Below are 21,612 nucleotides of genomic sequence, written 5' to 3'. Positions count from 1 at the left end.
CTCCACGCTCGCTCTGGAATCCCCGCGGATTGATGCAGGGGCATACGGCACGTTGTCCGCGTTTGGACACGTGCTCCTGCCGACGGTTCCCGACGAGCCAAGCCTCCGGCGGGCAGGGGGTGGCCCCTGCACGCCACCAGGGTTCCCCTGGACCCGGTTCAGACGTAATTACTTCCCGCTGGACCAGCCCCACCGGTGCAAGTTCCGCGAGTCCGTGTACCGCGCGGCCGAGGCGGCCGAGCCAAGAACAACCACGATCTGCTCCTTCTCACCCCGGCGGCTCGCCGAAACAAGACACGCACCAGCCGCATCCGTCGTCCCGGTCTTGGCCCCGAAATAGCCCTCAATTCCCAACAACTCGTTCGTGTTCTTCCACACAATGTTCCGCGTCGTCCCGTTCGCCCCCTTCAACGTACACCCCCGCTGCCGCGTTCCCACGTAGTCACGGAACATCGGAAGCGAAAGAGCCTTCTCCGCAAGCCGGGCCATATCCCGCGCACTGCTCTTATGCTCCTTGTGCGTCAGACCATGCGGATTCATGAAGTGCGTACGGGACATCCCAAGCCTCTCGGCCTCGCTGTTCATCCGGGCCACAAACAGGTCGAGCGGATCCTTGTCGGCGTCTTCCTTCGCGGCAAAGCGATGGCCGAAGTGCTCGGCGAGCGCAACCGACGCGTCGTTCCCCGACGGCAGCAGAAGGCCATACAGGATCTCCCGAACCGACGCCGATTCCCCCGCGCGGACGGCGGCGGTCGACCCGACCGTTCCATCGGCCCGCTCGGTGAACGTGAGCTGCTCATCAAGGACCTCCGGATGCTCCGAAGCCCAGCTCAGCACCAGCCAGGCAGTCATGAGCTTGGTCGTACTGGCGATGTCGACCGGCTCCTCATGACGGTGCCCCCCCTTCACCTCCCCCGTCTTGGAATCGACGATCACCCAGGTCCGGCAGGTGACGAATGGCATCCCGTCGAGACTGTCCGGCTGGGCCTTCGGAAGCGTCTCCGAATTGACGGTCTGCGGATCAGGAACCGGCTCAGGCTCTGACGGGAGCGGACCAAGGGCGGCGAGCGTGGCGGCGTCGGCGATCCCGGTCACCGGGAGCTTGGCCTCCGTCTGGAACTTCCGCAGGGCCCCTTCGGTCGCGGAGCCGAACTCGCCGTCCGTCGAGAGGGGAGCGGATCCGCCGAGCTTCGCATTGAGCGACTTCTGAAGGGCTTCGACGAGCGGCCCCGAGCTGCCGACCTTGAGCGGATCGGTCGGAGTCTTCGGGGCCACCCACGGCGGGTTGAAGTGGTCGTAGGCCGCGCGGGCCACCTTGGCGCACAGCAGGTCGCCGGCGTTCGTGTCCCCCCAGCTCGTGTCCTTGTTGTTGGCAGTGAGGACCACGAGGGCGATCGGTCCGGCGGGGGTCTCGATCCAGCCGGCATCGGTCCGGACGTTCGCCACCGAGCCGGTCTTGTGCAGGACCTTGACATCCTTTGGGAGCAGCCGGGGGAACTTCAGCTTGTCGTCACAGGCGGCGAGGTGCTTCCGCATCGCCTCGCTGGCGGGCCCCGAGACGAGCGTTCCGCCGTGGAGCTTTTCGAGCAGCGTGAGCATGTCCCGGGCGGTCGTGCTGCCCAGGCCGTAGCGGACGCTGCGGTCGGGATCGATCGACGTATCGCGGCGGAAGACCTTTGAATGGACGCGGGTCTCGGGGAGGCCGAGGCCCGCCATTGTCTCGTTGACCGCCTTCATCCCGAACTGGTCGAGGACGAGATTCGTCGCCGTGTTGTCCGAGAAGGCGATCATGAGATGCGCCGCCCCTTCGACCGAGAGCTTCGTCCCGACGGGAAAGTGGTCGGTCAGAATTCCAGAGCCGGGGACCATGTCCTCCTTCCGGAGGTCGAGGAGCTTGGCGAGGTCGAGCGTTTTCGCCTCGGACTGGCGGTAGGCCTCGACCAGGATGGCGAGCTTGATGAGGCTGGCGGTCGGCATCGTCTCGGTCGGCCGGTGGGTGAACTCGTCTCCCTTGGCGAGGTGTTTGACCGCGACCGCGACTTCCCCTTCGTGAGCGCTGATCAGCGGGGTCAGGACGCCGGCGAGGTCGGCCCGGGCGGTGCCGGCCAGTGAGGCGAGGCAGACCAGCGCGATCGCGAAGATTCGCTTCGTTCCGACGGGAGGGCGAGGCTCCTGCCGAGCCGCGGCGGTTTCCTCCGCGTCCGATCCCAACGTCTCCACGGTCCCAACGCGTCGCGTCTGCTGCATCGCTGCTCCCTGTGCTGTCGTTCTCACTTGCTTCGATCGCTCACTCGGCCGAGCGCCTGAGACGCGGACGTCACATCGGCGCCGTCGGAGCAGCCACCGCGACCGGCTCGCTCTCGATCGGATCGACGGTCCGGGTCGGCTCGACAACCGTGACCGGCACCGAGGTCGCCTGCCGCGACCGGAACCACCAGTAGACCGGCAGACCCAGGCCGATCAGGACCAGTCCCACGACCGCCTCGACCGGCTGGCCGAGGAAGACGTGGTACAGGAACCAGGCGTTGACCAGCAGGTAGGCGATCGGGATGACCGGATAGAACGGCGTCCGAAACGGCCGCGGCACGTCCGGCTGCGTCCGCCGCAGGACGACGACCGCCCCCACCGCCAGCGCGTAGAAGATGCTGCAGGCGAAGACGACGCTGTCGGTCAGCAGGTTGAAGATCGAATGGTTCCGGAAGTAGGGGACGAACTCGATCAGGACCGCCGAGATCGTGATGAGTGTCACGGTCATGATTGCCTGGAGCAGGATGGCGGCGACGGGGGTGCGGAAGCGGACGTGGACTTCGCCGAAGATCGGGAAGAACGAGCCGTCGCGGCCCATCGCGTACGTGACGCGGGGGTAGAGGAGCAGGTTGCTGTTGATCGTCCCCAGGGTGCTGAGCATGATCCCGACCGACATCAGCGTTCCGCCGACGGGGCCGAGGAGCCGCTTCACCATCAGCTCGGCGACGTGCTGGCGGTTCTCGGGGACAATCATCTCTTCCATCGGGATGACGGAGTGGTAGGCGACCGTCGCCCCCAGGTAGAGGAGAGCCAGGATCCCGATGCCGCCGAAGAGGGCGATCGGGATGTTGCGGGTGGGGTTGCGGATCTCCTCGGCGACCGGCGCGACCCCTTCCCAGCCGTTGTAGGCCCACAGGACCGCGAGCAGGACCGCCGCGGCCTGCGCCGCCATGCTGGGCTGAAGAGGGGTGACCCGTTCGGAGAACCGGGCGGCGTCGAGGACGGAGTAGCCGAGGGCTTCCATGGCCAATGGCAACAGGGCCACGAAGGCAACGAAACCCCCTTTGATGATGGTCGTGACCGCCTGGGCCCAGCCTCCCCAGAGAGCTCCGGCGATGTTGATGGCGGAGAGGCCCAGGACGAGGCTGCTGGCCATGAGGACCGCGACCGGCACCGGGAACGGTTTGCCGAGGGCATGGCCGAGGGCGCCGACGCAGATGACCGCGAGGGCTCCGGTTGAGGCGGGGCGGTTGAAGAGGAGGTTCTGCCAGCCGAAGAGGAAGGCGGTGGTGCCGCCGTAGGCTTCGCGGAGGTAGACGTAGAGGCCGCCGGCCCGGGGGAGCATGACGGCGAGTTCCGCGAGGCAGAGGGTTCCGAGGACGCAGAGGACGGTCCCGACCAGCCAGACGGAGATGATGAGGGGGAAGGAGCCCCCTTCGGCGGCGATGATTCCAGGCTTGGCGAAGATGCCGGAGCCGATGGTGTTGCCGACGACGACGGCGATGGCCATTCCGGGTCCGAGGACCCGGAGCAGTCCCGGCGAGGCGGGGGAGTCGCTGGTGAACGACGGTGCGGAGGGGGGCGCCGCGCTGCTCATGAGAATCCGCCGACCGGGAGGCCGGGCCGCCGCGGAGAGGGGGCGGAGGTCCGGTAGAGGAATGATGGGTGTGGCGACACAACTTGAGCGTCTCGCCATCTTACGGCGGGCGTAGGCGCACGCAACGTCGCTGCCCTATCAGGGTCCAGGGGCACCCTGGTGGGGAGTGCAGAGGGGCAACGCCCCTTTGCCCGCCGGAGGCCTGGCCGTCGGGTGATGTCTGAAGGAGTCCGTGTCCAAGCGCGGGCGACGTGCCGGATGCCCCTTCACCAACACGGGGGGCTTGCAAAGCGAGCAATGAGTCCTCAACGCTGGTCCCGCAAAGGGGGACATCCGTTGTGTCCCACGGTCCCTCGTAGAAGTGCCTCCGGCGGCAAGGGGGCCTGTGTTGTTTTTTGGCCCCTTGACCCCAGGCTGCCGTGGCACGTTGGGTTTGAGCTACCGGAGTCGTGCCGGCAAGGACGCGGTTTGAGCCGGCTATGTCCCCGAGCAGACTCCCGGCGGCTGCTCCCTCCCGACAGCGCTACGAAGCACAGCCACCTCCGACAGAATCCGCCGCTGCACCGTCCGGTCAATCAATTCGGCCGCATCACGAAGGTCGAGACGACGGAGCATCCGCTGCCGGCGAAGCTCGACCCCTCGCAGCGTGATGAACAGCCGCGACGCCATCACCTTGTTCGGAACCCCCTCCAGCACCATGTCGAGCGTCTCCTGATCAGTCGCACTCAGGCGGCGGATCCGGGCGTCGAGACACAGGTCGTTCTGCAACAGCCAGTCCCATCGCCGCCCCGCTTCCAGAGCGTGAAGAATCTGGAACTGGAACGCGTTCCATTCCATCGTCTCCACAACCCCGACCGCGCCGCTCCACCCCCGCCCCGGCGGCCTCCACCCTGACGGGACCGCCGGCGTCCGCAAGGGATGGCTCGTCGAGGGCAACTCCGGTCGGTCGACCAGGAAGACGGCGCTGAGCCATCGATCCTGCCGCAGGAGATCGGCATAGAGGTCGAGCGCCACGCCCTCGTCCCGCCGGGCGTCGACCAGCAGACAGCCGATCCGCTCCGCCGGAATCCGCGACGGGGCGAGACTCGGCCCCACCTCCTCGACAGGACAGCCGAACTCCGCCAACCGCGGAACGAGCGCCCGCCGCAGCGTCTCATCCGCGAGGGAGCAATAGATGGTGGGGGACCAGGAGGGGGTTGTGGACATGACCATGATGCGAGCTCGCAAGGAGCCGATGAATCGGGGGATCGAGGCGGGTTGGGCCGACACCGGGAGCCGCGGAGCCGCCGGTGTCCAACGACATCGGATGCCGCTCCGGGAACCGGACCAGTGGGGTGACTGCGTGCGGCGAAGGTCCCGTCCGGAAACGGGTGCAGACCGCCGAGGAGCTCGGGCGAGATGCGGTCTGCGTCGGCGGGGTCAGGACAGGCACGAACGGACTCGTGTCGCGCAGGATCCCGCGGACGACTTCGGCGTCTTTCGGAGAACCGGGCTTCTGGAGCCCGGGTCGGGCGGGGTCAGCCCGAGGCGTTCGGAGGTTCGCTCCTGGCAGGCGAGAAGAATGGCCAGGGCATCCGATCGCACAATGACAGAGAACCTGTTCGGGTCTCTGCGATCAAGCGGCGCAGGAAGAACCATGCCAAGCGGGACCACATCTCGCTCGAATTGCGCGGGCGCATGGGGAAACACAGAGAAGCCAAGGCGAGCCACCGGCTGAGTGATGAAGAGATCCCGCAGGATGCTGCGCGGTTTGTCGGCATTCGTGTGACGTTTCTCGACAGACCGGTTCCGCCCCAAGTGGTCACACCGCCGCGGGGCGTTCGGTTACCCGAAAAGATTCCAGCCCGTCCCGCAACGAGGCACCCTCTGTGCAGAGCGAGGGATCATGCCTGCCCCTACGCTCCGGGGCTGAATCGCATTGCCGATTGTCTGCTGATGGCCTCCTTTCCTCGGTGGCTGACGAGTGTCGCCACCCTGCCGGCAGAGGGAACCGCGCGGTCCGCCCGTTGAGGCGGAACACGGGCTTTCTCCATGTCGCGGCAGGTTGAACGCGACGAATCCCGTCTGACCCGATCTGTTTCGAGAGGCGTGTTGCCGAAGTGCGCATGGGGTGCGCGCCGAGGTCGTGCGGTTCTCACGGGGACACGCATTCTGGCGAGAAGTGTGTCGACCCGAATCCGGTCCGGTGGCGTTCGTCCGGATCCACTGGGAACTCGATCGTTCCAGCCTTTCTCCACGACCGCGGCCCGCCGCGCACAACGGCGGATCCGTGGGCGATGAACAACATCACTGCGTTTCGAGCCTGCGCCGCGGCGCGTCTCGAACAACCTTCTCCTTCGTCTGGACATCATGAACCGCCCTGCCTCGCCCCTTCGTCCCCGACGTTCCGAAGCCACCTCCCCAGGGAGCGCATCCCAACCCCCGGCCCCGCTCTCGCGACGCAGTTTTCTCGCCCTCTCGGCGGGGGCTCTCGGGGCGGCGGCCGTGACCTCGGGTTGCGGCGGTGCGACTTCGGCGACTCCTTCGGCGAAGAGTGGCGAGGCCGGGCCCGCGCCGGTCGCCGGGCCGGCCGCCAGCGACGCACCCGAGATCTCGGACCTCAAGTTCGGGATGATCGCCCTGACCGACTGCTCGCCGATCGTCATCGCCCACGAGAAGGGGTTCTTCAAGCAGTTCGGGATCAATGCCACGATCACCAAGGGGGCGAGCTGGGCCGCGATCCGCGACTCCCTCTCGAACGGCGACATCCACGCCACGCACATGCTGATCGGAATGCCGATCGCCTCGACGATCGGCCTGCTGGGGGCTCCCAAGAAGCCGATGGTCATCCCCTGGCTCCTCAACCGCAACGGGCAGGCGATCACGCTCAAGGCGGACCTCAAGGGGAAGGTCCAGGCCGATCCCAAGGCACTCAAGCCGCTCGTCGAGGAGGCCAAGGCGGCCGGCACGCCGATGACCTTTGCGATGACGTTCCCCCCCGGGACGCACGCGATGTGGATGCGGTACTACCTCGCCGCCGGGGGGATCAATCCCGACCGCGACGTGGCGCTGGCGACCGTCCCGCCGCCGCAGATGGTTCAGAACATGAAGATCGGAAAAATGGACGGGTTCTGCGTCGGCGAGCCGTGGAACGCCCTGAGCGTGAAGTCCGAGATCGGCTTCACCTCGATCACGACGCAGGAGATCTGGAAGGACCACCCGGAGAAGGTGTGCGCCTTCACCGAGGAGTTCGCGGAGAAGAACCCCAAGACCGTCAAGGCGGTGCTCAAGGCGCTGCACCTCGCCAGCCAGTGGCTCGACGACCTCGGGAACCGCGAGGAGCTGTGCCGGATCGTCGCCGCCCCGACCTACATCAACTGCCCCTCCGACGTGATCCTGGGGCGGCTGCTGGGCCAGTACGACTACGGGGACGGCCGGACGAAGCAGGACCCGAACTACATGATCTTCAGCCAGCGGAACTGCAACTACCCGCAGGCCAAGTACGCCGTCTGGTGGCTGACGCAGTTCCGGCGGTGGGGAATGCTCGACGCCGCGCCGGACTACGACGCGGTGGCGAAAAAAGTCCTCCGGGCCGACCTCTACGAGGAAGCGATGAAGGAGCTGTCGTACACCCACGGCGGGGCCGACAACGCTCCGGAAACGCTCTTCGACGGGATCACCTTCGACCCGGCCAAACCGGAGGACTACGCGATGTCGTTCGCCGTCCACAGCCGCAAGGAAAGTTGAGCGATCCTTCGATGCCCCGGCCGGATCGACGGCCGGGCGACTTTCACGACGTTGTTCCCCGATCCGCGCTCCGCTTCCTCTCGGCCTCCTGCACATCGGAACGTTCACCATGCCGAACCTCCGGCGGTTTCCTCTCGACTGGCTCATCCTCCCCCTGATCGGCTGCGCGATCGTTCTGTGTCTGTGGAGCGTGACCTCCGCAACCTGGGCCCCGACGCTCCCCTCTCCCTGGCAGACCTGGGTGGCGAGCAAGACCTACGTCCTCGAACCGTTCGCCAAGCGGGGCGAGCTCGACCAGGGGATCCTGCGGTTCGCCTGGTACTCGCTCATCCTCGTCTCCAAGGGGTACTTCCTGGCGATCCTGATCGGGACGCCGCTGGGGTTCCTGCTCGGGATGTCGGCCACCGCCTCGCGGATGCTCGACCCGCTGATCCAGATCCTGCGGCCGGTCTCACCCCTGGCGTGGCTGCCGCTGGGGCTGGTCCTGTTCTCCAAGTCCGAGCCGGCGGCGGTCTTCACGATCGCCGTCTGCTCGATGTGGCCCACGGTCCTCAACACCGCGGTCGGCGTCCGGGCGATCCCGCAGGACTACCTCAACGTGGCGAAGGTCCTGAAGCTCTCTCGGACCAAGATGCTGTGGAAGATCATGATCCCCGCAACCCTCCCCTACATGTTCACCGGCTACCGCTTGAGCCTGGGGATCGCGTGGCTGGTGATCGTGGCGGCCGAGATGCTGACCGGCAGCCCCGGCGTTGGGGGCTTCCTGTGGCAGGAATACAACAGCCTGATCTACGAACACATCCTCCTCTGCATCCTCACGATCGGCCTGATCGGGTTCGTCCTCGACCGGCTGATGAGCCTGGTGGAGCAGCGGTTCCGCACGGCCTGAAGAGTTCTTAGTCCTCAGTCGTCCGCTTTCCGTCACAGAAGACCTGGTGTTGCGTCCGCCAGTCTCCGGGAGTCAGAACATGCTTACGCTGAAGCACGTCGGCAAGGGGTTCCAAACCCGGACGGGGCGCGTGGAGGTCCTGCGGGAGATCGACCTGACGGTCGAGCCCGGGGAGTTCGTCGCCATCGTCGGATTCTCGGGGTCGGGGAAAACGACGCTCATCTCGCTCATCGCGGGTCTGCTCCAGGCGGACCGCGGCGTGATCGCCCTCGACGGGCGGCCGATCACCGGCCCGGGGCCCGAGCGGGGGGTGGTGTTCCAGAACTACTCCCTCCTGCCGTGGCTCACGGTGGCCGAGAACATCGGCCTGGCGGTGGACCAGGTCTTTCCGAAGTGGAGCCGGGCGGAGCGGACGGCGTACATCGACCGCTTCGTGGCCCTCGTGAACCTGACTCCCGCCCGAGACAAGCTGCCGCGGCAGCTCTCCGGCGGGATGCGGCAGCGGGTGGCGGTCGCCCGGGCCCTGGCGATCGATCCGCAGATCCTCCTCCTGGACGAGCCGCTGAGCGCTCTCGACGCCCTGACGCGAGGGAACCTCCAGGACGAAATCGCCCGGCTGCACCAGCAGGAACGGAAGACGATCATCCTGATCACGAACGACGTCGACGAGGGGATCTTGCTGGCGGACCGGATCATCCCGCTCACGATCGGTCCGGGTGCGACGCTCGGGCCGTCGTTCCCCGTCGACATCGACCGGCCGCGGGACCGTAAGGCGCTGAACCACGATCCCGCCTTCAAGCGGATCCGCAAGGAAGTGACCGACTGGCTGCTCACCACGGGCCGCCGGCGGCCGCCTCTGGCCAGCCCGCCGATCTCTCACGAACCGACCTCGACTCTGGCAGGAGCCCTCCGGTGACCGAGCCCAACGATCGCTACCTGGAACTGTGGAACGTCGCCAAGGACTTTCACGGACCGACCGGAAACGTCCGGGTCGTCGAGAATTTCTCCCTGAACGTGGCCCGCGGGGAGTTCGTGAGCCTGATCGGCCACTCGGGGTGCGGGAAGTCAACGATCCTGTCGATCGTGGCCGGATTGCTGGAAGAGACCACCGGGGGCGTGATCCTCGACGGCCGGCAGATCGACGGCGCGGGGCCGGACCGCGGAGTCGTCTTTCAGGCTCCCTCGCTGCTCCCGTGGATGACGGCGCTCGAGAACGTGGTGCTCGGCATCGAGCAGGTGCAGCCGCGAACACCCGCCCGGCTCCGTCGCGAGGCGGCGGCGGAAATGCTGGGCCGCGTTGGCCTCGCGGACTCGATCGACAAGTACCCGGACGAGATGTCGCAGGGGATGCGGCAGCGGGTGGGACTGGCGCGGGCGTTTGCGCTCCATCCCAAGATCCTGCTCCTCGACGAGCCGTTCGGGATGCTCGATTCGCTCACCCGGTATGAGCTGCAGGACGTCTTGACCGATCTGCTCAATGCCGACGGCCGGACCGCCGTGATGGTGACGCACGATGTCGATGAGGCGCTCTACCTCTCGGACCGGGTCGTGATGATGACGAACGGTCCGCACGCCCGCGTGGGGGATATCCTCGACGTCCCCTTCGCCCGGCCCCGCCGGCGGCAGGAGGTGATGGAGGCGCCGGAGTACTACGTCCTGCGGGAGCGACTGGTCGGCTTCCTCGAAGGACAGGCCCACGGGCCGCCGAAGAAAACCACCGACGTCGAGCCCGCGGCGCCGGCGGCCGTGTTCCGCAGCGAACCGGTCCCGGTCGCGGGGGAACCGCTGGTCTCGTGCTGTGCTGCCAGCTGAGCCTCTCCGCCTTACATCGAGAGATGCCGATGTCGAGCCGGTTGTTCCACTTCGCCGGCGGTCCCGCCGGACGCTTCGTCGTGGAGTTGATGTCGACGGTCTGTGGCGCGCCGCTTCCGCTGGTCGAGCGGGTCGAGGTCGTAGCGGGTGGCGAGCGGGCGTTGTTTCCCGGTGCGGCGTGGGTTCTGAAGGGGGTGACCAGCCATGAGCGGTACGTCACGCGGAGAGAGAAGGCGGAGCTGATCGGGAAGCAGGCGGCGCTCGGACGGGAGTCGGCGACGCGGACCGCGATCATTCCGATCCGCAAAACCGCCGCGTGGTGGAGCCTGACGCAGGAGGAGCGGCGGGAGATCTTTGAGGAGCAGTCGCGGCACATCCGGATCGGCCTCCAGTCGCTGCCGGCCGTGGCCCGGAGGCTGCATCACTGTCGTGACCTGGGAGAGCCGGCGGAGTTCGACTTCATCACGCTATTCGACTACGCCCCGGAGAATGCGGGCCTGTTCGAGGATCTGGTCGCCGAGCTTCGAGCGACGCCCGAATGGGCCTATGTCGAGCGGGAGATCGATCTCCGCCTGTGTTACGATCCGGCGGTCTCCAGCTGAACTCGGCGTCGTCTTTCGCGCGCGACGGTCGCGATGCCTGTTTTCTCCGTCGACGATGGTCGCGGATCCGAGAGGCTTCGATGCTGCGTCCCCTCCTGCTGCAGATCCCGGTGGTCCTGGCCGCGCTCGCCGCGATGAACCGTGTCTCGTCCGCCCAGGACCAGGTCCCCGCGCCGCCGGGGGCGGGCGTCCTGTTCCGTGAGGCGTTCGACGACGGCGAGCTGCTCAAGCGGGGATGGTATGACGGGGACAAGTTCCGGATTGCGTCGGTCGACACGCAGTCCGGCGCGGGAGCGATCGAATACCACTGGGCGCCTCGCGGGACGGTCCCGGACAGTTCCTCGGGTCTGCGGCATCGGTTCGAGCCGTCCGAGTCGGTTTACCTGAAGTGTCACTGGCGGTTGTCGAAAGACTTCCGGTGGACGGGACGGGACTATCATCCGCACCTGATGCACTTCATGACGACGGAGAACGCGCCCTACGCCGGTCCGGCGGCGAGTCATCTGACCGTTTACATCGAGCCGTGGAACGGGCATCTGCGGCTGGCGGCGCAGGATATTCAGAACAAGGACCAGCCGAACGGGCTGACGCAGGGGCCGCTCCGCGGGGGCTACAACGGGACCATGTTCGACAGCAAAGAGAAGCTGCTGGCGGACGACCGATGGCACTGCATCGAGGCGGAGTTTCGGTTGAACACGTTAGACAAGGGCGCGATGCGTCCGCGGGCGGATGGCGTGGTGAGGGGCTGGTTTGATGGACGGCTGGTGGTGGACCGGAGCGATGTGGTTCTGCGGTCGGTCGATTTTCCCGGGATGAAGTTCAACCAGTTCCTGCTCACGCCGTATTTTGGTCCGGGGTTGTTGCCGCAGGAGCAGACGTTGTGGGTGGATGAGCTGGAGGTGCGGCGATCGCGGCCGGAGGGGGAGTAGCCGGCATCTGGCGAAAGCGGCCCCAACATCGCTGGCCCAACCGGGTCCAGGGGCACCCTGGTGGGGAGTGCAGAGGGGCAACGCCCCTTTGCCCGCCGGAGGCCTGGCCGTCGAGAGATGTCTGAAGGAGTTTGTGTCCAAACGCGGACAACGTGCCGTATGCCCCCTCACCAACCCGCGGGAATTGCAAAGCGAGCGGTGAGTCCTCAACGCCGGCTGCCCAAAACGGACGCCCGTTACTTACCACGGTTCCTCATGGAAGCGCCTCCGGCGGCAAGGGGTTGCCCCCTTGACCCCGGCTGCCGTCGCACGTTGGGTTTGAGCTATGGATGCTGTGCCGGCATGGACGGTGTTCGAGCCATGTCTTCGTCACACATGCAAATGCAGCTTCTGCTTCCCCAACACCTGGCCCTGCCAGTACCAGTGACCCAAGAACCGCAGCTTCGACGGCTCGTCGGGCAACTCGATGAACAGGAACGGGTCGCAGGGAATCACCGTCAGCGGGACGATCAACGTCGGAATCAGACTCGCAATCGAAAAGCCCCCGCCCGCCATCCCCGCCACCGTCGCCGGCAGGATGAGCTGCTCGATCTGATGCTGGGCAATCTGGGCCAGCTCGACCGTCCCGGCGGCGAGATAGCCGAGCGTCGTCGTGTGCTCTGGAATCCGGGTCCAGCTCCGGCCGAAGCGGTTGTACTCCATCTGGGCGCGGGTCATCGCCCGGCAGCGGCGGCGGGAGTCGAGACGCATCTGCTTCCAGTAGTCGACGACACCCTGCACGACGTTCCGCCCCCCCTGCCACACACGCCCGGCAAAGCGGCCGCACGCGGCGGGAAACCGGACGCCGCGGAGGAGAGCCCGGTAGAACCAGCCCCAGCGAAGGGCGTGCGTCTGGGCAGCCTTGATCCGGCGGGCGTGCTCGGCCCGGACCTCGGCGGCGGTGAGCGGGATCGGCAGACCGTCGGCGGTCTTTTCGTCGCCGAAGAGGGGGACGCCGTAGTAGATCGTCGCCTGGGGATGGATGACGTGGGCCCGGGCGAGGGTTTCCATGATCGCCTTGGGCGGGTTGTCGGCGATCTGACTCGGGTTCTTGGTGAGGGTCATCACCAGGTCGCTGTGGCCGTTGATCCAGAGCGAGCGTTCGATGAGGTGGACGACCTGGTAGTCGTCGACCCAGTCGCGATACCAGGAGAGGATCTTGGCGACGAACTGCGGGTCGCGGATCTGGGCCCGCGTGCCGCGCACCGAGAGGGCCATGGCGAGCCAGCTGATGGCATCTTCTTTGAGGAGTTGGAGTTCGTCTCGCCGGAGGGCCTGGAGGCCGAAGGGGGAGGCGTCTTCCCAGCCGGAGTCCGGGGCGGCGGGCGCGATCGGTTCCGGTCGGGGGTGGGCGGGAGCGGGGCGGGACGTCTTCCGGGGAGTGGCCTCAAGTTCCAGCGTGGACGAGCCTTCTGTCTGCCGCATGATTGAAGCCTTCCCCCAGGTGAAAGAATCCGGCGGTTGCGAGTCGGAGGGACGAAACGTCGAGCGCACTCCCTCCAACGCCGTGTACGGAGAAATCGATCACAGTGTTGGCAAAAAAAACTAAAAAGGAGGAACTGACGCACCGGGGTCCAGGGGGCACCCCTGGTGGGGGATGCAAGGGGGCGACGCCCTCTTGCCCGCCGGAGGCCGTCTCGTCGAGAGATGTCTGAAGGAGCACGTGTCCAAGCGCGGACAACGTGCCGTATGCCCCCACATCAACCCGCAGGGAGTCCACAGCGAGCGGTGAGTTCTCAACGCCGGTACCACAGAACGGAAATCCGTTGTGTACCACGGTTCCTCATGGAAGTGCCTCCGGCGGCAAGGGGGCCTGTATTGTTTTTTGGCCCCTTGACCCCAGACGTGCCGTGGCACGTTGGGATTGAGCTAGGGAAGCCGCGCCGGCAAGCACGCGAGCGACTACGAATCCGACCGCTTCCGTCGGGTATCGTTCGAGTTCAGCCACTCCAGCCCCACGATCGTTCCGGAGACCAGCACGACCACCGCAAACAACGCCGCAATGCTCAGAACAACGAGCCGCAACAACCCCGCCAGACCCGGAATCAGGACCAGAACCATCAGCAGCACAATCGCCGCCAGGCAGAAAACAATCACCCGCCCCTGCCGCTGCAGCCGCTCCTCGACGATCCGCAGCCGGTCCTCCAGATCACTCATCTCGTCCCGCATCCGCTGAGACACGCCTGACTCCTTCTCCTCCGATCCCTCGGTCCACCGTACTTCAACGAGTCCCGTTCCGAATGGAAAGGTCCACTGCCGAGACGCAGTCCCGGCCAACTCGGAATGGGTGGGACACCCGGCGGAAATTTGCTCCTCGTCGTCGAGTCCCGGCGGTTTTCTGCCGGGAGACGCCGTCTCCACACTTCTGTCCTCGACCGCCGCGACCCTCGACGACGTGACGTTTTCGTAAGAGTCGCGTCGCCGTGTCAACGCGAATCGCGCGGGCCGCGCCGGTCTTCTTCATTGGGCCTCAACCCGAACCTCAGGCAATTGCACAGCGGCGCCACCGATGCCGTAGCCACGACGTCGTCCCGCAGCCCGCGCAGATCCCTGCGGCCCCCAACCGCAGCCCGGGGACCGCCCCGGAAGACGGCATAACTTTTGTACGCGGCAGACCCGAGCCACCGGGGTGCCGGGCCGATCGGGACGGAAGGTGCCGCTGCGCGCAGCCACCCACTGTTGTCCCGTCCAAGACCGCTCACGTCCCGCCCCGTTCCCTCGTCCCCCAAGGCCCGATCGTCCCCCTTCGCTCGCATTCGCCCGCTCGAAGTCCGATCCCCCAGGTCCGGAACCGCCTCATGAAATCCCGAAGCCGCTCGCCGCTATCCCCCGCGCCCCGCCGCGGATTCACCCTGATCGAGCTCCTCGTCTCGATTGCCATCATCGCGGTCCTGGTCTCGCTCCTCCTGCCGGCCGTGCAGCAGTCCCGCGAGGCGGCCCGCCAGGCGCAGTGCAAGAACAACCTCAAGCAGATCGGCGTCGCCCTCCACAACTTCCACGAGGCGCAGGGGTATCTGCCGGGCCTGGCGCTGTGCGGGTCCGGGGTCGAAGACCTGAACCCCGGCATGCAGAACATCTGGTTCGCGTTCCGGCATACGCCGCCGTCCGTGTTCCTGCTCCCCTACACCGATCAGGCGGCGGCCTACAACGACTGGAACCTCAAGCTGGGAGGGACCGACAACGTGACTCCGGGACGGCCCGGCGGTCCCACGAACGCCACGATCTGCAAGAACCCGCTGGCCATGTACCTCTGCCCCTCCATGCCGGCGCCGGTCAGTCCCGTGTATCCCGGCTACTCAAGCTACGGCTGGAGCCGGGGGGGCTATGACGTGCACGTCCCCGCCCAGGCGGGCGATCTCGCGAAGAAGGTTTCCCCCACGTACGGCTGGTCGCAGAGCGACGGCGTGTTCGTCACCGCCTGGGACGGCGGCCTCACCTGGCCCGAGGCCGACTCCCTGGTCGCCCAGCACGCGGCGAACACCGAGTGGTGGAACGACCCCGCTCGGAACAAGCAGCACTGGTCGGACATCGCGGACGGCCTGTCCAACACGATGGCTGCCGGAGAACTGCACCACGGCATGATGGAGGGCTACACGAGCACGACGATCAACGGCGCTTCGGTCGGAACGATTCCGGTCGCGTCCTCCGGCCCGACCGCCTGGGGAGCCAACGGCGGCGACTACTACTGCGAAGGGACGACGAACGTCCGCATGAACCTCCGCCAGGGCCCCTACTACAGCCGGAGCATCACCGACCCCATGGGCCTCCGGGATGTCGCCTACAACAGCCCGCTCTTCTCGTTCCGCAGCATGCATCCGGGGGGCGTGAACTTCCTGCTCTGCGACGGTTCGGTCACGTTCATGAGCGAGAACATCGACATGTCGGTCTACCGGGCGCTAGGGAGCCGCAACAAAAAGGAGATCATCGGGGAGCGTTGATCGGCATAGCCGCCGGCGAAGCCTTCGCCCGTGCTCCCTGTCTCTCCTCCTCTGCCCGAGACTCCTTGATGCCCTCCGATTTTCGAACGGGACTCCTGTCTCTCCTCTGTCTGGCCGCCTTCGCCGGATGCAGCGGAGGGATGCCGATCCCCCGCACCGTCCCGGTGAAGGGCTCCGTGACCTCCAAGGGAAAACCGGCCCCCGGCATGCGGGTCAAGTTTCACCCGCAGTTCGACATCGGCGCGGTGAAGCTCATCCCCTACGGAGAGACTGGGGCGGAGGGGACGTTCACCCTGAACACCGGCCAGATCGGGAACGGCGCGCCGGTGGGGGACTACATCGTCACCATCGAGAAGCCCCGGGCCTCCAGCGATGCCGGCGGGCTGGAAATCGAGGTCGACGACCTGAAGGGGAAGTACAGCGACCCCGCGAAGAGCCAGTTCAAGGTGACGCTTCAGAGCGGGGAGAATGTCCTCCCGCCGTTCGACATCTAGTAAGCCACGTCCGACTTTCGAGGGTTGTCGCAGCCGATGAGGACGAGCATCCTGGGAATCGTGGGGCTGGCGGTCGTGGCCGTTGCGGCGGGCGGGTGCGGCCAGGGGCCGTCGACCTACCCTGTTGAGGGACACCTCATTGTCGGCGACCAGCTCGCCGGGAACGCCTCGGTCGCGTTCCACCGGCTCCCGCGACGGGGCGCCGCGGCTGTGCCGGGAGCGGCCGGTTACTGTCCGGTTGGCGTGAGCGAGCCCGATGGGTCGTTCCACCTGACGACGCTCCGGCCCGACGACGGGGCGCCGGAAGGGGAGTACGCCGTGACAGTCATCTGGCCGAAGGATCTCGCCGGGATCGACGAGTGCGAGTGCCCCGACCCCGCGCAGCACGACCGCCTCCGCGGCGAATACGCCAACCCCCAGACGACGCCCCTCCGGGCCTCGGTCCGGAAGAAGGGGAACATCGTCAACCTTGTCGTGATGGAAGGGGACGGGCGACCTGTCAGCTCCTTCCCGCCGCGTCCGCCGCTCTGAACGCCTAACCGCCGGGAGGGCGACGCTCCTGCGGAGCCGCGAACGACACAACGGCGATGATCTCGCGCGGTTCGGCTCAGCAGGACCTTCGCCCTCCCGTGATTCAGAAGCGGACCTTCTTGTCCACTCGCTTCGCCAGTTCCACCGCCTTCTGGAGCGGAGGAGCAAACGTGTTGGCTGCGTCACGGGCGAGCGTGACCGGAATCAGGTCCCCTTCGCGGAAAACTGCTGCCTCGAACCGGCCGGTCTTGTCCGTTCGAAAGACGACGCGGTAGTCCTTTCCCGCGACGATCGCCTCGCTGGCCTCGCGGGTCCGCTGGAGCCGCTCATAGACCGCGTCGGTTCGGGCCAGGGCCTTACCGACCGCCGCTGCCTGCTCCGGCGTCAACGAGAGTTCGCAGCCCCCGAAACAGCAGGGAAAGTCAGGCCGGATGTCGACCACAGTTCCCCGACGGGACTTGTTGATCGAGAGCCTCATGCGATCCGACGTGGCGAGCCGCCAAGTGAAGAAGAAGTCGTCGTCCGGTTTCTCGCCGGTGGCGGGCTCGCCTCCTGCGAAAGCGACAGCACCAAGCATCAGCCAGCACAGCAATGCCCGCATGAGATCGTTCCTCCTGAACGAGACAACGCCGGCTCGGACAGTCGGTGGGTCCGACTGTCCGTCCGGCGCGTCGATAGGCAGGAGCGATTCTCAGCCCGGGGGCCGGCTCACGCTCCGTGGCACTTCTTGTACTTCTTGCCGCTGCCGCACGGGCAGGGGTCGTTCCGACCGACCTTGTCCATCCGGTTGCGGATCGGAGCGATCGCGGCTTCGCCGCCGCCCCCTTCGACGGTCTGGCCGCCGTGCGATTCGGTGGTGCCGTTCTGCTGGGCGGCGGCCGACTCGCGGAACTCGTCCGCGGCCCGCTTCACTTCGACGTGCGAGGCGGAGGTCTCGTTGAAGACGTGGCTCAGGTAGTCGGCCGAGCTCTCGCGCTCGATGCGGAAGATGGCGCCGGTCACCTGCTCGGCAATCCGGTCCCACATCCCTTCGAAGGCCTTCATCCCCTCCCGCTTGTACTCGACCTTCGGGTCCTTCTGGGCGTACCCCACGAGGCCGATCCCCGAGCGGAGGTAGTCCATGAAGTACAGGTGCTCTTTCCACGCCGTGTCGAGGACGTCGAGCATGATCGCCCGTTCGGCGGTCCCGAGCTCGGGGCGGTAGTAGCGGTCGTACGACTGGAGCAGCCGGTTGCGGGCGGTCTCCTTGGAGGCCCGCTCGAGCTCCGTCATCGGCAGGGCCGCTTCGAAGTCGCCGTTGGCGTAGTTCACCAGTTCCCGCAGCGCCTGCGGGTTCGTCGGACGGTTCGGGTTGCCGTTGTAGGCGCTCGCCAGAAGGCCATCGACCTTGCTGATGACGTCTTCCGGCGGGAGGTGCGACTTGGCGTGGACGACGAGCTCATCCACGACCTTCTGCAGCGACTTCTCGCCGACGTCGTCCGGGGTCAGTTCCGCGTCGAACCGGGAGTTCGCCCACTGGACGAGGCCCGCCTTGTCCGCCGCGCCGCCGCCCGCTCCGGAGAACCGCGCCACGCCGCAGATGACCGGGAACCACGCCTCCTGCTCCTTGTAGCGGTCGCGAACCTTCTCCATCACGAGCGCGATCGCGGCCGGCGCTTCCAGGCCCTTGAAGTCTTCCGGATTGACCTGGAGCGTGAACTGCTGCCGTAGCCAGCCGACGAGCTGGTTCGCCTGGAAGTCTTCCGCCAGGAAGGCGTCGACGATCGCGAAGTCGGTCTTGGCGATCGCCTCGCGGGCCTTCTCGTTCAGGAAGTTCTCGAGGAGACCGCGGTCCCACTCCTCCATCCCGTCCGGCTTGGCGACCTTCTTGAGGTCCTTGTCCGTCAGGTTGGTCCCGAAGCTGTGGTTGGTCCACTTGGCGAGCGAGACCCAGTTCCAGTCCCGCTCATCCGCTTCCTCGGGGATCGACTCCATCACCTGCTCGGTGATGCGGGTCTCCCACTGACGTTCCATCTCGCCGGCCAGGAAGTCGACGAGCTGTTCCTTCTCCATCCCCTTGACCTGGCCCGGCTCGATCTGGATTCCCAGCGTGAGCGTGGCCCAGGCGGTGATGAGGTCCCAGCGGTACCACGGATCGAGGAAGTGCCGCAGGCGGTCGGCCCGTCCCTGCTCGATGAGGGTCATGATCCGCGGCACCGGCGGCCGGGTGGCGATGTCCTTCACGAGCCGGCCGATCATCTCCAGGATCAGCTCACGGCAGCTGGCCCCGTCGAGGACCCGCTGGCGGTAGCTGTAGACCGACCGCCGCTGGAAGTCCATGACTTCGTCGTATTCGAGGAGGTTCTTACGGCTTTCGAAGTGCCGCTCCTCGACCCGCTTCTGGGCCTTCTCGATCTGCCGCGTCACCATGCCGCTCTCGATCGCTTCGCCTTCCTGCATGCCGAGCATGCCCAGGAGATTGCGGACGGTGTCGCCGGCGAAGATCCGCATCAGGTCGTCTTCCAGCGAGAGGAAGAACCGGCTGGAGCCCGGGTCCCCCTGGCGGCCGGCGCGGCCGCGGAGCTGAAGGTCGATCCGGCGGGCGTCGTGCCGCTCGGTTCCGACGACGTGCAGTCCGCCGACTTCGGCCACCTTGCGGCCTTCTTCCTTCATCCCTTCGCGGTCGGAGATTGCCTTGGAGACGTCATCCCACTCCTGCTTGGGAACTTCCAGGCGCGAGACGTACTTCTGCTTGAGCTGCTCCCAGGCGGCGTGCTCCGGGTTGCCGCCGAGGATGATGTCGGTCCCGCGGCCGGCCATGTTGGTGGCGATCGTGACCGCGCCCCAGCGGCCCGCCTGGGCGACGATTTCCGCCTCGCGTTCGTGCTGCTTGGCGTTGAGGACGTTGTGCTTCACCCCGACGCGGCCGAGGAGCTTCGCGAGGAGCTCGCTCTTCTCGATCGAGACCGTTCCGACGAGGATCGGCCGGCCGGACTTGTGGACGTCGGCAATCTCCTGGACGACAGCATTCCACTTCTCCCGCTCCGAGCGGTAGATGACGTCCGCCACGTTGATCCGCTTCGAGGGGCGGTTCGTCGGGATGGCGACGACGTCGAGGCCGTAGATCTTGTAGAACTCGCCCGCCTCGGTCATGGCGGTCCCGGTCATGCCGCCGAGCTTCTTGTAGAGCTTGAAGTAGTTCTGGAGGGTGATCGTGGCGAGGGTCTGGCTGACTTCCTTGACCCGGACCCCTTCCTTGGCTTCCACGGCCTGGTGCAGCCCGTCGCTCCACTGGCGGCCCTGCATCTTGCGGCCGGTGTGCTCGTCGACGATGACGATCTCATTGTTCTCGACGACGTAGTTGACGTCCCGCTTGTAGAGGTGGTGCGCCTTGAGGGCGTTGTCCAGCAGGTGCGGCCACTCCATGTTGCCGGCGGTATAGAAGCTGTCGACGCCGACGAGCTCTTCCGCGTGGCGGACCCCGGCGTCGGTCAGGTGGCAGGAGTGCTCCTTCTCCTTGACCTCGAAGTCCTCGCCCTTCACGAGCTGGCGGACGATGCGGTCCGCCTTGGGGTACTTCGTGATGTCGTCATCGGCCGGACCGCTGATGATGAGCGGGGTCCGGGCTTCGTCGATGAGGATGTTGTCGACTTCGTCGACGATCGCGTAGTCGAGCGGCCCCTGGACCTGGAGCTCTTTCCGCGGCTTCATGTTGTCGCGGAGATAGTCGAAGCCGAACTCGTTGTTCGTGCCGTAGGTGATGTCGCAGGCGTATTCCCGCTGCCGCTGCGAGGGGTCCATGTGGGCCTGGATGGCGCCGACCGTGAGACCGAGACCGATATGGATCGGTCCCATCCACTCCATATCGCGTTTGGCGAGGTAGTCGTTGACGGTAACGACGTGGACGTGTCCGGCGAGGCCGTTGAGGAACGTGGCGAGGGTGGCGACGAGGGTCTTCCCTTCCCCGGTCATCATCTCAGCGATCTTCCCCTGGTGCAGGACGACGCCGCCGACCATCTGGACGTCGTAGTGCCGCATCCGGAGGTAGCGTTTGCCCGACTCGCGGACAGCGGCGAACGCCTCGGGGAGGATGTCGTCGAGGGTGCTGCCGGTCGCCAGCTTGGCCCGCAGCTTCACGGCGGTCAGCTTGAGGTCTTCGTTCGAGAGCTTTTCGAGCTCCGGCTCGAGCTGGTTGATCCGGTCGAGGATCGAGCCCGGCAGGATCGAGGACTTGCCGTCCTTGGTCCGGACGAAGCCGATCCCTTTGACCTGCCGCTCGTTCGAGGAGCCGAAGAGGTTGCGGATGGTGGAATCGACGAGCGAAGTGGCGCCGTTGAAGAAGTCGCCAATCTTGTCAAAGACATCCATGAGGACAGGTCCGTTGTCGTAGGCTGCGGCCCGCGGGGAGCGGGCATGGGGCAGGCAGACGCTCCGTCGACGCCGCCGCACCAGGCAAAGGCGTATCCGCAGGGGCTGCAGGAACAGGGGTGCCACGAACGCCGAGGCGTCCGGAGTGAATCCGGGTCGAGAGCCACGGGCTCGGGAGCCCTGGTCCGGAGACCAGATCCCGTCGAGCGCGGAGCCTTCGACCCTCCGCCGGTCGTCCGACAGGCAGAAATTTCCGTAAGTCCGTTTAGCACCGAAGTCTATTTCGATGCCAAAAGGGGGTCAATGTCCTTGCCGGAGCCGCGGCGGTGCGGGCGAGGGCGTTCCTCCTCCGTGACTCGCAGCGGAAAACCGGCATTCGCCTGACGTCCGCCACGGTGGCAGGGCCTCGTCGAAGAACGCAACTGCCATTCCTTGCGGCGGCGGTTCAGGAAATTCAGGGG

The 21,612-nt window shown here is 66.5% G+C and carries 16 protein-coding genes and 1 pseudogene; 9 read left to right on the top strand and 8 right to left on the bottom strand.

What is annotated here, in order from left to right:
* Positions 1 to 168: 168 nt before the first annotated feature.
* From VT03_RS18725 to VT03_RS18715, 3 genes are all read right to left on the bottom strand, one after another.
* On the bottom strand, positions 169 to 2,247 hold the full coding sequence (locus tag VT03_RS18725; RefSeq protein ID WP_075094392.1) for a serine hydrolase: 2,079 nt from the start codon (positions 2,245 to 2,247) through the stop codon (positions 169 to 171).
* A gap of 70 nt (positions 2,248 to 2,317) precedes the next feature.
* Positions 2,318 to 3,844, bottom strand: a complete 1,527-nt coding sequence (locus tag VT03_RS18720) for an APC family permease (protein ID WP_075094391.1) — start codon at positions 3,842 to 3,844, stop codon at positions 2,318 to 2,320.
* Positions 3,845 to 4,321: 477 nt separating this feature from the next.
* Positions 4,322 to 5,056 carry a response regulator transcription factor gene (locus VT03_RS18715; RefSeq protein ID WP_075094390.1) on the bottom strand — a complete coding sequence of 245 codons (735 nt, stop codon included), beginning with the start codon at positions 5,054 to 5,056 and terminating at the stop codon, positions 4,322 to 4,324.
* Positions 5,057 to 6,328: 1,272 nt separating this feature from the next.
* Here VT03_RS18715 and VT03_RS18710 point away from each other — a divergent pair.
* The 6 genes from VT03_RS18710 (at position 6,329) to VT03_RS18685 (ending at position 11,802) form a co-directional block, all read left to right on the top strand.
* Positions 6,329 to 7,570 carry a CmpA/NrtA family ABC transporter substrate-binding protein gene (locus VT03_RS18710; RefSeq protein WP_197489000.1) on the top strand — a complete coding sequence of 414 codons (1,242 nt, stop codon included), beginning with the start codon at positions 6,329 to 6,331 and terminating at the stop codon, positions 7,568 to 7,570.
* 109 nt (positions 7,571 to 7,679) lie between these two features.
* The gene (gene ntrB / locus VT03_RS18705; protein ID WP_075094388.1) at positions 7,680 to 8,459 is read left to right on the top strand and encodes a nitrate ABC transporter permease; all 780 of its coding nucleotides are present in this window, start codon (positions 7,680 to 7,682) and stop codon (positions 8,457 to 8,459) included.
* 79 nt (positions 8,460 to 8,538) lie between these two features.
* Positions 8,539 to 9,375, top strand: a complete 837-nt coding sequence (locus tag VT03_RS18700) for an ABC transporter ATP-binding protein (RefSeq protein ID WP_075094387.1) — start codon at positions 8,539 to 8,541, stop codon at positions 9,373 to 9,375.
* The gene (locus tag VT03_RS18695; RefSeq protein ID WP_075094386.1) at positions 9,372 to 10,271 is read left to right on the top strand and encodes an ABC transporter ATP-binding protein; all 900 of its coding nucleotides are present in this window, start codon (positions 9,372 to 9,374) and stop codon (positions 10,269 to 10,271) included. Before VT03_RS18700 ends, VT03_RS18695 begins: the two co-directional genes overlap by 4 nt.
* Before the next feature lie 29 nt (positions 10,272 to 10,300).
* The gene (locus VT03_RS18690; RefSeq protein ID WP_075094385.1) at positions 10,301 to 10,873 is read left to right on the top strand and encodes a chlorite dismutase family protein; all 573 of its coding nucleotides are present in this window, start codon (positions 10,301 to 10,303) and stop codon (positions 10,871 to 10,873) included.
* 80 nt (positions 10,874 to 10,953) lie between these two features.
* The gene (locus VT03_RS18685; RefSeq protein ID WP_075094384.1) at positions 10,954 to 11,802 is read left to right on the top strand and encodes a hypothetical protein; all 849 of its coding nucleotides are present in this window, start codon (positions 10,954 to 10,956) and stop codon (positions 11,800 to 11,802) included.
* Between the two features lie 369 nt (positions 11,803 to 12,171).
* On the opposite strand, the gene VT03_RS18680 is transcribed toward VT03_RS18685, so the two are convergent.
* Positions 12,172 to 13,266, bottom strand: a complete 1,095-nt coding sequence (locus VT03_RS18680) for a hypothetical protein (RefSeq protein WP_231870473.1) — start codon at positions 13,264 to 13,266, stop codon at positions 12,172 to 12,174.
* Positions 13,267 to 13,743: 477 nt separating this feature from the next.
* Entirely contained in the window at positions 13,744 to 14,022 is a 279-nt protein-coding gene (locus VT03_RS18675) for a hypothetical protein (RefSeq protein WP_156514603.1), read from the bottom strand.
* Between the two features lie 617 nt (positions 14,023 to 14,639).
* Between VT03_RS18675 and VT03_RS18670 the strand changes: the two genes are divergently transcribed.
* The 3 genes from VT03_RS18670 (at position 14,640) to VT03_RS18660 (ending at position 16,804) form a co-directional block, all read left to right on the top strand.
* Positions 14,640 to 15,779 carry a DUF1559 domain-containing protein gene (locus VT03_RS18670; RefSeq protein WP_075094382.1) on the top strand — a complete coding sequence of 380 codons (1,140 nt, stop codon included), beginning with the start codon at positions 14,640 to 14,642 and terminating at the stop codon, positions 15,777 to 15,779.
* 68 nt (positions 15,780 to 15,847) lie between these two features.
* Positions 15,848 to 16,273, top strand: a complete 426-nt coding sequence (locus VT03_RS18665) for a hypothetical protein (protein ID WP_075094381.1) — start codon at positions 15,848 to 15,850, stop codon at positions 16,271 to 16,273.
* Positions 16,274 to 16,309: 36 nt separating this feature from the next.
* Entirely contained in the window at positions 16,310 to 16,804 is a 495-nt protein-coding gene (locus tag VT03_RS18660; RefSeq protein WP_075094380.1) for a hypothetical protein, read from the top strand.
* A gap of 103 nt (positions 16,805 to 16,907) precedes the next feature.
* Here the strand turns inward: VT03_RS18660 and VT03_RS18655 are convergent, their stop codons facing one another.
* The 3 genes and pseudogenes from VT03_RS18655 to secA all read right to left on the bottom strand — a co-directional run.
* Positions 16,908 to 17,405, bottom strand: coding sequence for a hypothetical protein (locus VT03_RS18655; protein WP_075094379.1), 498 nt, complete (start codon positions 17,403 to 17,405; stop codon positions 16,908 to 16,910).
* Between the two features lie 107 nt (positions 17,406 to 17,512).
* Positions 17,513 to 17,587, bottom strand: a complete 75-nt coding sequence (locus VT03_RS35270; RefSeq protein WP_410000423.1) for an SEC-C metal-binding domain-containing protein — start codon at positions 17,585 to 17,587, stop codon at positions 17,513 to 17,515.
* 179 nt (positions 17,588 to 17,766) lie between these two features.
* Positions 17,767 to 21,151: pseudogene (secA, locus tag VT03_RS18650) on the bottom strand (preprotein translocase subunit SecA); the annotation flags it as partial.
* Between the last annotated feature and the right edge of the window lie 461 nt (positions 21,152 to 21,612).

This window comes from Planctomyces sp. SH-PL14, assembly GCF_001610835.1.
Classification (GTDB): Bacteria; Planctomycetota; Planctomycetia; order Planctomycetales; family Planctomycetaceae; genus Planctomyces_A.
The sequence above is the reverse complement of the archived record's forward strand: the minus strand, read 5'-3'. Positions and strand labels throughout refer to the sequence as shown.